At 63.9% G+C, this 13,729-nt stretch carries 10 protein-coding genes and 1 tRNA gene; 4 read left to right on the forward strand and 7 right to left on the reverse strand.

Annotated elements, in window-relative coordinates; translation table 11 throughout:
- Positions 1-26: 26 nt before the first annotated feature.
- The gene (locus C84B14_RS08375; RefSeq protein ID WP_353223295.1) at positions 27-1,799 is read right to left on the reverse strand and encodes an amidase family protein; all 1,773 of its coding nucleotides are present in this window, start codon (positions 1,797-1,799) and stop codon (positions 27-29) included.
- 221 nt (positions 1,800-2,020) lie between these two features.
- Between C84B14_RS08375 and C84B14_RS08380 the strand changes: the two genes are divergently transcribed.
- The 3 genes from C84B14_RS08380 to C84B14_RS08390 all read left to right on the forward strand — a co-directional run bounded on the left by C84B14_RS08380 (position 2,021) and on the right by C84B14_RS08390 (position 5,232).
- Positions 2,021-2,110: transfer RNA gene (locus tag C84B14_RS08380), tRNA-Ser, on the forward strand.
- 203 nt (positions 2,111-2,313) lie between these two features.
- Entirely contained in the window at positions 2,314-3,333 is a 1,020-nt protein-coding gene (locus C84B14_RS08385) for a class I fructose-bisphosphate aldolase (RefSeq protein ID WP_353223297.1), read from the forward strand.
- Positions 3,334-3,411: 78 nt separating this feature from the next.
- Positions 3,412-5,232 (forward strand): patatin-like phospholipase family protein, encoded by a 1,821-nt coding sequence (locus C84B14_RS08390; RefSeq protein ID WP_353223299.1) that lies wholly within the window; start codon positions 3,412-3,414, stop codon positions 5,230-5,232.
- A gap of 281 nt (positions 5,233-5,513) precedes the next feature.
- Here the strand turns inward: C84B14_RS08390 and dapE are convergent, their stop codons facing one another.
- The 6 genes from dapE to map form a co-directional block, all read right to left on the reverse strand.
- Positions 5,514-6,647, reverse strand: a complete 1,134-nt coding sequence (gene dapE, locus C84B14_RS08395; RefSeq protein ID WP_353223301.1) for a succinyl-diaminopimelate desuccinylase — start codon at positions 6,645-6,647, stop codon at positions 5,514-5,516.
- The gene (locus tag C84B14_RS08400; RefSeq protein WP_353223303.1) at positions 6,647-6,997 is read right to left on the reverse strand and encodes an arsenate reductase family protein; all 351 of its coding nucleotides are present in this window, start codon (positions 6,995-6,997) and stop codon (positions 6,647-6,649) included. The genes dapE and C84B14_RS08400 overlap by 1 nt, the downstream gene beginning before the upstream one ends.
- A gap of 5 nt (positions 6,998-7,002) precedes the next feature.
- Positions 7,003-7,824 (reverse strand): 2,3,4,5-tetrahydropyridine-2,6-dicarboxylate N-succinyltransferase, encoded by an 822-nt coding sequence (gene dapD, locus C84B14_RS08405; protein WP_348765412.1) that lies wholly within the window; start codon positions 7,822-7,824, stop codon positions 7,003-7,005.
- 66 nt (positions 7,825-7,890) lie between these two features.
- Complete coding sequence (dapC, locus tag C84B14_RS08410) at positions 7,891-9,096, reverse strand: succinyldiaminopimelate transaminase (protein ID WP_353223304.1); 1,206 nt, start codon at positions 9,094-9,096, stop codon at positions 7,891-7,893.
- Positions 9,093-11,765 carry a [protein-PII] uridylyltransferase gene (glnD, locus tag C84B14_RS08415; RefSeq protein WP_353223306.1) on the reverse strand — a complete coding sequence of 891 codons (2,673 nt, stop codon included), beginning with the start codon at positions 11,763-11,765 and terminating at the stop codon, positions 9,093-9,095. The genes dapC and glnD overlap by 4 nt, the downstream gene beginning before the upstream one ends.
- The gene (gene map, locus C84B14_RS08420) at positions 11,765-12,529 is read right to left on the reverse strand and encodes a type I methionyl aminopeptidase (RefSeq protein WP_353223308.1); all 765 of its coding nucleotides are present in this window, start codon (positions 12,527-12,529) and stop codon (positions 11,765-11,767) included. The genes glnD and map overlap by 1 nt, the downstream gene beginning before the upstream one ends.
- A gap of 257 nt (positions 12,530-12,786) precedes the next feature.
- Here map and rpsB point away from each other — a divergent pair, with 257 nt between their 5' ends.
- Positions 12,787-13,701 carry a 30S ribosomal protein S2 gene (gene rpsB, locus C84B14_RS08425; RefSeq protein WP_348765416.1) on the forward strand — a complete coding sequence of 305 codons (915 nt, stop codon included), beginning with the start codon at positions 12,787-12,789 and terminating at the stop codon, positions 13,699-13,701.
- Positions 13,702-13,729 lie beyond the last annotated feature (28 nt).

Genomic DNA, 13,729 nt, shown 5'->3' on the forward strand with positions numbered 1-13,729 from the left:
GGCCGTCTTTACCGGACGGGGCAGTGCTAGTCGTCGTTAGCCGCAAGTTCCGGCGTGAACGTCGGCGCACTACGCGGCCGCGCTGTCTGCTGATAGCCGTAAGCGATGCGAATGAGCATCGGCTCATCGAACTCGCGGGCCAGAAGCTCCATACCTACCGGCAGCGCCGGGGCGCTGTCGTTACCGGCGGGCTGCACCATACCAGCCGGCATGCTCAGCGCCGGAAAGCCTGAGAAGGGGCTCAGTCGATTATTGCTACCCGTCGTCGGCGAGGCGCCCAAAGTGGGTGCGAGGCTGAGTACCGAAGGGTAGAGCAAGGCGTCGTAGGGGGCACCGAGGGCATTGGCGTTGGGGCCGTCTCCGTCGCGATTGTCGAGGATGCGCATCAAGCCGCTACGTACGATCGTCGGGCGCTGTTCGAGGTTGCGCTGATAGTCCTGTCGATACGCCACGGCCTGGGCGCTGGTATCGCTTTCGTCTTCTATCGCGCGGCCGATCTGACCATAGGATGCGAATGTGCCGGTATGACGCGCCTCGTAGCCGCCGCTGGCCTCGACCGCATCGAAACTGCGCAAATGCCCGTCCAGATTCGACGGCCAGCTCATCAGGTAGGCGGTGAGATCGTTGCGGAACTCGAAGCGCGAATTGCTGGCAAAGCCGGTGAGATTGTCGAGCGCAACGTTGCGTGCGGTCAGGTCGTCGGCCGTGAGCACGTCCACGGTCGCGCCGGCCGCGCGCATGGCGTCGATGGCCTCTCGGATCTTGGCCTGCACTTGGGCATTCTCGCCGGTGTTATCGCCGAATAACGGTTGGAGTGCTGCGATGCGTACGCCTTCGAGACCGTTCGGGTCGAGGTAGTCGGTGTAGGTGGCGGGAACGTTGGTAATGACTTGATACGCTTCGGCGGTCTCGATCGCGGCCGAGTCGTAGGCGAAGGCCTGGCGTTGGTTGGCATGGGGCCCGTCGTCGAAACCCACCATGGCGTCGAGCATGAGTGCGCAGTCCTGAACGGTTCGGCACATGGGCCCGCCGGTATCCTGGGATGCCGCCAGCGGCACGATGCCGTCCTGACTCACCAGCCGCAGGCTGGGCCGTATACCCACAAGGCCTTCAAGACTGGAGGGCACACGAATGGAACCGCCGGTATCGCTGCCGGTACCGGCCATGGCAAAGCTGGCGGCGATGGCCGCACCGGTACCCGACGATGAACCGCCGGGGCCTTTGCTCGGATCGTAGGCGTTCTTTACCTGGCCCTCGATCGCGCTGCTGCCGACAAAGCCAAACGCGAATTCGTCGAGATTCGCCTTGCCAAGGATGATGCCGCCCGCGTCGACGATACCCGTGACCGAGAAGGCATCGTCGGGTGAGCGGTTGTACTGCATGGCGGTACCGCCAGCGGTTGTGGTGACGTCGGCGGTGTCGAAGTTGTCCTTGAGCAGAACCGGCACGCAATGCAGCGGCCCACTCGGGCCATCGACGGCATAGTTGCGGTCCAGCGTACGGGCACGATCGAGTGCGCGCGGATTGAGATTGATTACCGCGTGCAGGCTCGGCCCGGTGTCGTCATAGGCCTCGATACGGTCGATATAGCCCTGTACCAGCGCCTCGCAGGTCAATGTGCCGGCCCGCATCGCGGCATGGGCCTGGTCGATGGTGCCTTCGACGAAGTTGAAAGTGGCGGGTTCGGAGGGGGTCGCGGTGTCCTTATCGTCGACGTTGACGTTATCGCTGTCCGAATCGCTGCAGCCAGACAGTAGTGCGCCCAGCAATAACAGGCTGAACGAGAGCCTTGATTTCATGGTGTCCCCAACAGGTGTATGGATCTGCTCGACATTGAGCGAATGGCGGTCGACGGGCTGTACCAAAGCAGTGCGTCGGCCTGTGCCCGCGTTGCGCCTGGTGGGCGTAAGCAAGACCAATGCCATTGCATGGCAGCTACAGATTGCGCAGGCCCGGATGGGCGGCCGGGCTTGCGCTGGGCCTGTGCTGTCTCGGACAATGCGCAGCGCGCGAGCACTGCGGAGAGGTGGCAGAGCGGTTGAATGCACCGGTCTTGAAAACCGGCAGGGGTTCACGCCCCTCGTGGGTTCGAATCCCACCCTCTCCGCCATCGCCGTGCTGCCTACCTGCAATGACAGCCCGCGCTTTTCGTGCTGGCCTGTGCCATTGCGTCGCAGTGGGGCATGCGCCGGGGCCAGTTCATCGCCGCGGTAGCCACGCGCGAGCGAGGTCGTGAGAGGCAATTGAAGCGTTTCTCCATTGATGACGATTTGCGGTAAAATCGCGCCAAATTGGCCCAACAAGGATTCGCGCATGCACGAACAAGCACTTATCGATACGGCGAAAGCACTCGTTGTCGACGGCAAAGGCATTCTCGCCGCCGACGAATCGACCGGCACCATCAAGAAGCGTCTCGATAGCATCGGGGTGGAGTCGACCGAAAAGACTCGGCAGACGTATCGCAATTTGCTGTTCACCGCGGACGGCGCGCAGGACTACATCAGCGGTGTAATCCTGTTCGAGGAAACGCTGTTCCAGAAGGCCGACGACGGTACGCCGTTTCCCAAACTGCTGGCCGATCAGGGCGTCATCCCCGGTATCAAGGTCGACAAGGGCGCCAAGCCGCTGGTCGGCAGCCCGGAAGAAAAGGTTACCGAAGGCCTGGATGGCCTGCGCGAGCGCCTTGCCGACTACGCCGAGGCCGGTGCGCGCTTTGCCAAATGGCGCGGCGTGATCGATATCGCCGACGATCGGCCGAGCGATTACTGCATCCACGTCAACGCCCATGCGCTGGCCCGCTATGCGGCCCTGTGTCAGGAAGCCGGCATCGTGCCGATCGTCGAGCCGGAAGTGCTCATGGACGGCGCGAACTCGATCGAACGCTGCGAAGAAGTTACCGACCGCGTGCTCGATGCCGTGTTCGCCGAGCTCAAGGCCCAGAACGTCATGCTCGAAGGCATGCTGCTCAAGCCCAACATGGTCATCGCCGGCAAGCAGTGCCCGCAGCAGGCGGGGGTCGAGCAGGTGGCCCGGGCCACGCTGCGCTGTCTCAAGCGTCGGGTGCCGGCGGCCGTGCCGGGCATCGTTTTCCTGTCCGGCGGGCAGAGCGACGAACTCGCGACCGCGCATCTGGATGCGATGAACCGCATGGGCCCGCAGCCGTGGAAGCTGACCTTCTCCTACGGGCGTGCGCTGCAGGCGCCGGCGCTGGCGGCCTGGGGCGGCAAGGATGAAAACATCGCCGCGGCCCAGAAGGCCTACCTCAAGCGCGCCCGCAACAACGGTGCGGCCGCGCGCGGCGAGTACAGCGCGGACATGGAAGAGGCGGCCTGAGCCCTGATGTCGGCGTAGCGAAAGAGCCCGGCCGCGGCCGGGCTTTTTTGTGCGCCGAATAAGTGCATGATGCGCCGCATGGATATCGTTTCTGCACTCAAGGCCAGCGCTCTGTTCCGGGAGCTGGATCGGCGCGCGCTGCGCTCGGTCGCTGCCAGCGCGCAGTGGCTCGAGCTGGGCGGCGGTCAATATCTGTTCCGGGTCGGCGAAACCAGCGACTCGCTCTACCTGGTCGTCTCCGGGCGCATACGGGTGGTCCAGCCCCAGGCCGACGCAGCGCCGCTGCTGCTGGGCGAAAGCAGCGCCGGCGAGACGGTAGGCGAAATCACGTTGATTACCGCCGAGCTGCATTCTTCCGATGCCTTCGCGCTGCGCGATACCGCGCTGATACGCGTTTCCCGCGACGTATTCGAAACCCTGGTGGAGCGTTATCCGAAAGCGATGCTGCGGGTCACGCGCCAGATCGTACAGCGTCTGCGCGCGGTCAAACCGGCGCCGCAGCGCGAAAGCGTGCGCAGCGCGCGTACCTATGCCGTGGTGCCGGCACATCCGGGTATTGATGTGGCCACGTTTTCGCGGGCGCTGGCGGCTGAACTGGGGCAGGCGGCCTCGACACTGCGTCTGGATGCCGGCCGCGTCGACGCCGCGCTGGGCGGCGGCGCCGCCGCGGTAGACATGGGTATCGGCGAGCGCAACCGTGCCGTGTCCGGCTGGCTTACGCAGCTCGAAGAGCGGTATCGCTATATCGTCTACGAGGCCAGCACCGAGCCCGACCCCTGGACCCGGCGTTGCCTGCGCCAGGCCGACCGCGTGATTCTGATTGCCCACGGCGACCAGCGCCCGTTCGCCTCACGAAACCTGGTCTGGATTCGCGAGCAGGCGCTGCGCGCGCCGCAGGAAATGGTCGTGCTCGTGCCCGAACAGGGCGGCTACTCCGCACGGGCATGGCGCGATGCCGCCGGCGCCATTGCCCAGCACCGGGTGGCGATCGACCTGCCCGGCGCACAGATGGCCCGCCTGGCGCGCATGATTTCGGGGCGGGCGGTGTGTCTGGTGCTGGGGGGAGGTGGCGCCCGCGGTTTTGCGCATATCGGCCTGATTCGGGCGATGCAGGAGAAAGGCCTGCCCATCGATGCCGTGGGCGGTACCAGCATGGGCGCAATGGTGGCTGCGATGGTCGCCATGGGGATGGATGCCCAGCAAATGCTCGCCCGCATGCGCGAGACGTTCGTGACCGGGCGTTTTCTCAACGATTATTCGCTATCGCGCATTTCGCTGATTAGCGCGGAAAAGTTTCGGCGCCAGCTGAAGACGCTGTACGGCGATCGCCATATCGAAGACCTCGACATACCGTTCTATTGTCTGAGCACCAACCTCACGCGCGGCGTGCCGGTGGTGCACGATCAGGGCGAAGTGGCGACCTGGGTGGGGGCGAGTATGGCCGTGCCCGGCATTGCGCCGCCGCTGGTGCACCGCGGTGATCTGCTGGTGGATGGCGGTCTGCTCAACGCCATTCCCTTCGACGTGATGGCCGCCATGGGTCGCGGCCAGGTGATCGTATCCGACGTGAGCCGGGCCACCGATCTGCGGGTGGAAATGGCCGAAGATGCAGAAACGGCCTCGTTGCTGTCCTTGGGGTCGAGCGCGCGCCACCTGAACATGTTCAAGATTTTGTTCCATACGGCCACGCTCACCAGCGAACGCGAAAGCCGGGATATCGACGCACGTGCCGATCTGGTACTGCACATGCCGGTGGGCGGTATCAGCATGTTCGACTGGGACGAACTCGACGAGATCGTGTTCCGCGCCTATCACCATGCCGACCAGAAACTCGACGAATGGCTCGGCAGCCACCGCGAGGCGTTTCGTGCACGGGTGGTGGCCAATCGTTTGGATTAGCGCGACGGCCCGCCCAGCCGGTGCCGGCGGTGCAGCGCGCATGGTTCCACGCCGCGGGCTGCGTTGATCTGCGCATAATCGCGGAAGCATGCCGTTGCGCCAACGCGCAGAGTAGCGCTCTAATCTCCGGGCGGCCGTTTATGGCTTCATGGCCGCTGGACGTTGTACGCATGCTTTCGCACACGCCCGTTATCCAGCCCGAGAAATCATCTGTTCCTATGCCGGGTGGGTAGGCAGATCGGACATTTCATGAAAAGCGCCAGCGGGGTGGGCGCGCAGCGCTAGCTCAGAATACGGGCGACAATGTCTTCGTAGATACGGCTTAAACGCGCCACGTCTTCGGCTGCGATCCGTTCATTGGCCTGGTGGATCGTGTCGTTGAGCGGGCCGAGTTCCAGCACCTGGGCGCCGGTCGGCGCAATAAAGCGTCCATCCGACGTGCCGCCGGCGGTCGACAGCTGCGTCTCGATGCCCGCCTGGCTGCGAATCGCCGCGCGCGTGGCCTCTATCAGTGCCCCTTCTCGGGTGATGAAGGGCGCACCGGACAGCCGCCACTGAATTGATTCCGGATCGATGCCGTGGGCCACGCAGCGTTGCTCCACGTGGGCGCGGATCGAGTCTTGATTCTGGCGCGGGTTGAAGCGCCAGTTGAAGCGCGCCTCGGCGACGCCGGGAATGACGTTTTCGGCGCCGGTGCCGGCATCGAGATTAGACACCTGGAAAGAGGTGGGCGGGAAGAACTCGTCGCCGTCGTCCCAGTGATGCGAGGCCAGATCCGCCAGCAGGGCGAGCAGCCGGTGCAGAGCGTTATCGGCTTTCTGTGGATAGGCCACATGGCCCTGGCGGCCTCTGACTCGCGCATGTCCGTTGAGGCTACCGCGCCGGCCGTTCTTGACCGTGTCCCCGAGCGCCTCCGACGACGACGGCTCGCCCACCAGACAGTAGTCGATCGCGATATCGCGTTCCCCAAGCCATTCCATGACCGCTCGGGTGCCGTCTACCGCTGGTCCTTCCTCGTCGCTGGTCAGCAGGAAGGCCAGCCGCCCAGAATGCGCCGGGTAACGGCTACGAAAACGCTCTGCGGCGCATACCATGGCCGCCACACTCGACTTCATATCGGCCGCGCCGCGTCCGATCAGCCAGCCGTGTTCGACCGCGGCGTCGAACGGCGCCTGCGACCAGTCCTCGAGCGGGCCGGGCGGGACCACGTCGGTATGCCCGGCAAAACACAGCAGTGGGCCGCTATCGCCGGCCACGGCCCAGAGGTTGTCCACCTCGCCGAAGCGCAGGTGCTCGATCGCGAAGCCGGCCGCGGCCAGACGTTCGCCGATGAGTTTCTGGCAGCCGCCGTCCGCCGGCGTCACCGACTCGCGCCGAATCAGCGTGCGGGCCAGTTCAAGTGGCGCGTCGGCCATCAGTCCGCCCCGGCCAGGGCTGCCTCGTAGCGGCTTGCGGAAAAGCCGGCCAGGGTGGTGGTCGGGGTTTCCAGAATCGGGCGCTTGATCAGCGTGGGGTGGTCGACGAGTACCGGCACCGGATCGGCTTCGGCGGTCTGTTTCTGCTCGGCATCGAAATCACGCCAGGTCTTGCTGCGCTTGTTGATCAACGCCGCGTTCCCGAGTGCGTCGCGCCATTGTTCCAGGCGCTCGCGGGTCACGCCGTCGGCGCGCAGATCGACCCACGCGTGTTCGATGCCGGCAGCGCTCAGCCATTGGCGTGCCTTGCGGCAGCTGTCGCAGCTGGCGATGCCGTAGATACGAATCATCGCGCTCAGGCGCCGCGCAGCAGTTCGTTGATGCCGACCTTGGCGCGCGTGCCTTCGTCGACTTTCTTGACGATGATGGCGGCGTTGATGCTGTAACGGCCGTTGTCGCGCGGCAGGCTGCCGGCGACCACCACCGAACCGGCGGGGACCTCGCCATGCAGGATCTGATCGGCTTCGCGGTCGTAGATCGGGGTGGAGGCGCCGATGAATACGCCCATCGAGATCACCGAGCCCTTGCCGACGCGTACGCCTTCGACGATCTCCGAGCGGGCGCCGATGAAGCAGTTGTCTTCGATGATGGTGGGGGCAGCCTGAAGCGGCTCGAGTACGCCACCCAGGCCCGCACCGCCGGACAGGTGCACGTTCTCGCCGACCTGTGCACAGGAGCCGACCGTGGCCCAGGTATCGATCATGGCGCCGCTGCCGACATAGGCCCCGATATTCACATAGCTGGGCATGATCACCGCGCCGGCGGCGATATGGGCGCCGCGACGAACCATGGCCGGCGGCACGATACGCGCGCCCTGTTTCTGGAAGTCGTCGGCGTCGTAATGGGCATACTTCGACGGCACCTTGTCGAAGTAGCGCGTGTGCGCGCCGTCGATGGGCGCGTTATCGCGCAGACGAAACGACAGCAGTACCGCTTTCTTGAGCCATTCGTTGACCACCCAGCCATCGGCGCTGGGCTCGGCCACCCGCGCGGCGCCGGAGTCGAGCAGGTCCAGTGCGCTCTGTACCGCGTCGCGCACGGCATCGTCGGCGTTCTCGGGCGAAATATTGGCTCGGTTTTCGAAAGCGTCTTCGATGATCTGCTGCGTATCGGCCATGGCGGCTCCTTGCTGCGCGGTCGGCGAGCGCGCGGTTTGAATGGGTGTGGGGCGCGAGAGTTTAACTCAGCGGGGCAACGCTTCGCACACCCGCGCCAGCCGGGTGGCGGCCTCGACGCAGTCCTCGGTCGAGGCGACCAGCGACAGCCGCAGCCGGCCCACGCCCGGGTTGGCGCCGCCGGCCGCGCGCGCGAGATAGCGTCCGGGCACCACGCGCAGGTTTTCTTCGCGCAGGGCAGCGCGGGTCAGATCTTCATCGCTGGCGCGGAAAGCCGGCCACAGGTAGAACGAACCCGCTGGCCGCACCACATCACATAGCGGCTCAAGCAGCGGCATGACCGCCGCGTATTTTTCCCGATAACGGTCGCGGTTGGCGCGAACATGGGTTTCGTCGCGCCACGCCGCAATGCTGGCCGCCTGTACGTGCTGGCCGAGCGTGGCGCCGTGATAGGTGCGATAGCGCAGATAGTCCGCCAACACCGCGCCGTCACCGGCCACAAAGCCGGAACGCAGGCCCGGCAGGTTGGAGCGCTTGGACAGACTGTGAAAAACCACGCAGCGAGAGAAATCCTCGCGTCCCTGCGCATGGGCGATGTCCAGCAGGCCGGGCGGCGGGGCATCCTCGTGCGCATAGATTTCGCTGTAGCACTCGTCCGAGGCGATGATGAAGTCGTGCTTGTCGGCCAATTCCAGGGCACGTTCGAAATAGGCGCGGTCGGCCACGGCGCCCGTGGGGTTGCCCGGCGAACACAGATACAGCAGCTGAACGCGATCCCAGTCGGCCGGGCTGAGTGCATCGAGGTCGGCAAGAAAACCGGTGTCCGGCAGGCAGGGCAGGTACAGGGGTTCGGCGCCTGCGAGCAGAGCCGCGCCTTCGTAGATCTGATAGCCAGGGTTGGGCATGGCGACTGCTGCGCCGGGTCGGGTCGGGTCCACGACCGCCTGCGCAAACGAGAACAGCGCCTCTCGAGTGCCCGCCGCGGGCAGAATATGTCTCGTATCGTCAATTGCTTGGCGATCAACGTTAAAGCGCCACGATAACCAGTCGCCGATCGCGGCACGTAACGTGTCGCTGCCTTTCGTGGGCGGGTAGTGGGCGATACCGTCCATTGCTTCGATCAGCGCAGCCCGTGCCACCTCGGCGGGCGGGTGCTGGGGCTCGCCGATCGCTAGCGAAATGGGTGCGCGAGCACTGTTGGCAGGCGTGTCACGTAACAGCGCGGCCAGCCGTTCGAAGGGGTACGGCTGCAGGACGTCTAGGCGAGGGTTCATGGGCCGTTCTTGTCGAGTTCGTTGGTCAGCGTTTCGCGCAGGCGTGCACGGGTGGCGCGATCGCGAATCGGAGCATGGTCGCGATCGGTAATGAAGAACACGTCCTCGGCGCGTTCGCCGATGGTCGCGATCTTGGCGGTCTCCAGCAGGATGCCGTTCTGGTAGAACATATCGCCGATCACCGAGAGCAGGCCCGGACGGTCGGCGGTGACGACCTCCATGATCGTACAGGCCCGCTCGGGGGTTTCGCTGAAATAGATCTGGGTCGGGACGTTGAAATAACGGCTGCGTCGCGAGGCGCGTCTTGTGACCTCGATGCTTTCGACCTCGGGGTTGGCGATGGCCGCGCGTAGCGTCTCCTCGATTTCCTGGCGCCGATAGGCTTCCTTGATGGGCTGGCCATCGCTTTCACAGATTACGTAGGTGTCGAGGGTGTAATCGTCGCTGGTGGTGTTGATTCGCGCATCGAGAATCGACAGCCCGAGCTGTGCGAGTACGCCGGTCGCCACGCCGAACAGATAGTTGCGATCGCGGGTATACACGAACAGCGTGCTGCCCTGGTCGGAGATTTCGGCTACCGACACCAGCGGGCCGTCGCCGTCGTGGGTCACGATCGCGCGGGTTTGGCGGGCAATTTCTTCCGGGCTGTGACGCAGGAAATATTCCGGATCAAAACGTGACCATACCGCCTTGAATTTAGGCGTATTAACTCGGGATCGCGTGAGCATGGCGGCAGCCGCGCTACGGGTTTCGGCGACCAGTTCCGCTTCGCTGAGCGGATCGTCGAGGCCGCGCTCGAGTGCCCGCCGCGTGTTCGTATACAGGTCCAGCAGCAGGCTTTCCTTCCACGAGTTCCACAGATTCGGGTTGGTGGCGCGGATATCGCAGACCGTCAACAGGAAAAGCCGGTCCAGGCGTTCGCGGCTGCCCACTTCACGTGCGAACTCATTGACCACCTGTACATCGTTGATATCACGACGCTGTGCGGTCATCGACATGAGCAGATGCTGGCGCACGAGCCAGCAGACGAGTTCGGTATCGTCCGAGGAGATGCCGTGGTCCGCACAGAATTTGCGAGCGTCCGCGGCGCCGAGTTCGGAATGATCGCCGCCACGGCCCTTGGCGATATCGTGCATCAAGCCGGCGATATAAAGAATCTGCGGCTTGTTGAGCGACTGCATCAGCTCGCTGGCAAACGGCAGCTCGTGCTGAAAGCGCGGCAGCACCAGGCGGCGCAGATTGCGGATTACGAAAAGGGTGTGTTCGTCGACGGTGAGCGTATGGAAGAGGTCGTACTGCATCCGCCCGATGATCTTGCCGAAATTCGGCAGGTAGCGGCCCAGGATGCCGTAGCGGTTCATGCGGCGCAGGGCCCGGGTCACGCCGCTGCGCTGGCGCAGTATTTCCGTGAAAAGACGGCGACAGTGGATTGAATTACGAAAGCTTTTATCGATCAGGTGGCGGTCGCGTCGCATCAGTCGCAGGGTATGGGCACGTATGCCCGTCAGCCGCGGCCGGGTCTGCATTAGATAGAATATCTCGAGCAGCGCGCTGGGATGTTTGACGAACACGTCATCGGCGGTAACTTCGATGAAACCGTGTCGCGACTGAAAGCGTTCGTTGATCGAGCGCGGCCGTTCGTCGTCGCCGAAATGCAGAATCGCCTCGGAGAAAAGCTGAAGCAAAATATCATTTAAGGCAGTCAACGCCTTGATATTACGATAATATTTCTGCATGAACTGCTCGACCGCGAGGTTGTTTTCCTCGTCTGTGTAGCCGAGCAGTTTGGCGATCTGGATCTGGTGGTCGAACAGCAGCCGGTCTTCGGGACGATCGGTCAGGGTGTGCAGCGCAAAGCGAACCCGCCAAAGAAAGGCCTGGCCGCGCTTGAGTTCGGTGAACTCGCGTTCGCTGAGAAAGCCGTAGTCGACGAGGCCGTCCAGGGTCTGGGCAGCAAACTGGCGCTTGGCGACCCAGGCGATGGTCTGGATATCGCGCAGCCCGCCCGGCGACTCCTTGGTGTTCGGTTCCAGCTTGTAGGCGGTTTCGTCGTAGCGTGCGTGACGGGCCTGCTGTTCTTCGATCTTGGCCTTGAAGAATTCGGCGGACGGCCAGATATGTTCCACCGAGGTTGCCGCGCGCATGGCCGCGAAGAGCGCCGTATCACCGGCGAGCGCGCGCGACTCCATGAGGTTGGTCATGATGGTGATATCCGCCTCGGCCTGTTCGGCGCACTCGGCCGGCGAACGCACGCTATGGCCGACTTCCAGGCCGATGTCCCAGAGATGGGTCAGAAACCGCTCAAGCGCCGGGCCCACGGCGTCGAGCGTGCCTTGGCGATATAGAATCAGTACGTCGATATCCGAATGCGGCAACAGTTCGGCTCGGCCGTAGCCGCCGACCGCGACCAGGCAGGCGCTCGACGAATCGGCCAGGGCGCGCCATGCGCTGCCCAGCACGGCATCGACCAGGGTGCTGCGTGCATCGACCAGTACATCCACGTGAGCGCCGGCACGAAACGCCTGTTCGATGCGTTGGCGCCCGTCGTCCAGATACTCGCGCGCCTGCGCGATCGATGCGCCCTCGGCATTGGCCGCCCGGGCGATGAACGCCTCCCAGTCGCCGAGATCGGGGTGTGCGCGGCGACGGGCATCAACGGACTGTCCCATCAAGCGCTCGGCTGGCTGGGGGTAAGGATTTCAGCGCCGTCTTCGGTGACCAGAATCGTGTGTTCCCACTGAGCCGAGAGTGAGTGGTCTTTGGTGACCACGGTCCAGCCGTCGGGCAGTACTTTCACGTGGCGTTTGCCGGCGTTGACCATGGGTTCGATGGTGAAGGTCATGCCCGCTTCCAGGCGCAGCCCCTGACCGGGCTTGCCGTAATGCAGCACCTGCGGCTCTTCATGAAAGCCCAGGCCGATACCGTGGCCGCAGTATTCACGTACCACCGACGCACGCTGTGACTCCACATAGGTCTGAATCGTGGCGCCGATATCGCCCAGCGTCGCGCCAGGGCGTACTGCATCGATGCCCTTGTAGAGCGCGGCTTCGGCAATATCCGACAGGCGCCGGGCCTTGATGGAGGGCTCGCCGGCGAAATACATGCGCGAGCTGTCGCCGTGGTAGCCGTCCTTGATCAGGGTGACGTCGATATTCATCGCGTCGCCTTTCTTGAGCGCCTTGTCGCCCGGTATGCCGTGGCAGACCACGTGGTTGATCGACGTACAGATGGATTTGGGGAAGCCGTGGTAATTCAGCGGGGCCGGCGTGGTGCCCAGCTCGTTCACCATATAGTCGTGACAGAGCGTATTGAGTTCGTCCGTGGTCACCCCGGGCTGTACGTGCGGCGTGATCATGTCCAGAACCTGCGCGGCCAGGCGGCCGGCTTCGCGCATCTTGTCCTGTTCTTCGGGGGTCTTGATGGTCACGCTCATGCGTTTCGATCCTTGAAAGTCGTCGTGAAATGCCGGTCGAATCGTGACCGGCGCTAGCCTGGAAACGGTCGCTATGGTATAAACCGCTCGCGTTCGCGGCAATCAGAGGCCCAGAACGCGCTAAAAATCGGTCGATTGCGACCGTATTCGATATCGAAAATCCGCACGCGTGTCGGCACATGAAACGGGGTGCCTGTCTGCAATAGCAGGCCGGTTGTTTCATGGGATGCGCGTAAGCCACAACCCGGAGACAATCCATGAGTCAGATCAGCATGCGCCAGTTGCTCGAGGCGGGTGTCCATTTCGGCCACCGTACCCGCTACTGGAACCCCAAGATGGCCCCCTACATCTTTGGCCAGCGCAACAAAATTCATATCATCAACCTCGAAGAGACTCTGCCGCTCTTCAAGGATGCCTACAACTACATCAGTCGTCTGTCGGCCAATGGCGGCAACGTGATGTTCGTGGGCACCAAGCGCGCCGCGCGCGAAGCCGTGGGCAAGCAGGCGCAGCGCTGCGGCATGCCGTTCGTCAACCATCGTTGGCTCGGCGGCATGCTCACCAACTTCAAGACGGTCAAGAACTCGATCCAGCGTTTGCACGATCTGGAGCAGATGATCGAAGACGGTTCGATTCGCAAGCTCAACAAGCGCGAAGCGCTCGATCTCTATCGTGAGCGCGACAAGCTCGAACGCGGCATCGGCGGCATCAAGGAAATGACCAGCCTGCCCGATGCGCTGTTCATCATCGACGTCGGCTTCGAAAAGATTGCCGTCGACGAAGCGCGCAAGCTGGGTATTCCGGTCATTGCGGTGGTGGATACCAACTGCTCGCCGGAAAACATCGATGTGGTGATCCCGGGTAACGACGACGCCATCCGCGCGATTCGTATCTACACCGAGATGGTGGCCGACGCCGTTCTCACGGGACGCGGCAGCAAGGGCGACTTCACCGGTCAGGACGACGGCACGGTGGACGTTCAGGCGCAAGGCGCCGAACACGAGCCGGGCAAGCCCGCTGCGGCCCAGGCTGCGAGCGAAGCCACCCAGAACTCCGTCATTCAGGAGTCGCAGGGTGAAGCCGAGCCGACCGCTACCGCCTCCCTGGGCGACGTTGCCTCGGTGCCGTCGGAAAATCCCGAACAGGCCGACCCGAAGCAGGCCGACAAGTAATCTCGTCCGGGCCGGTGCGTGATCGACG

Source organism: Salinisphaera sp. C84B14, assembly GCF_040361435.1.
Lineage (GTDB): Bacteria > Pseudomonadota > Gammaproteobacteria > Nevskiales > Salinisphaeraceae > Salinisphaera.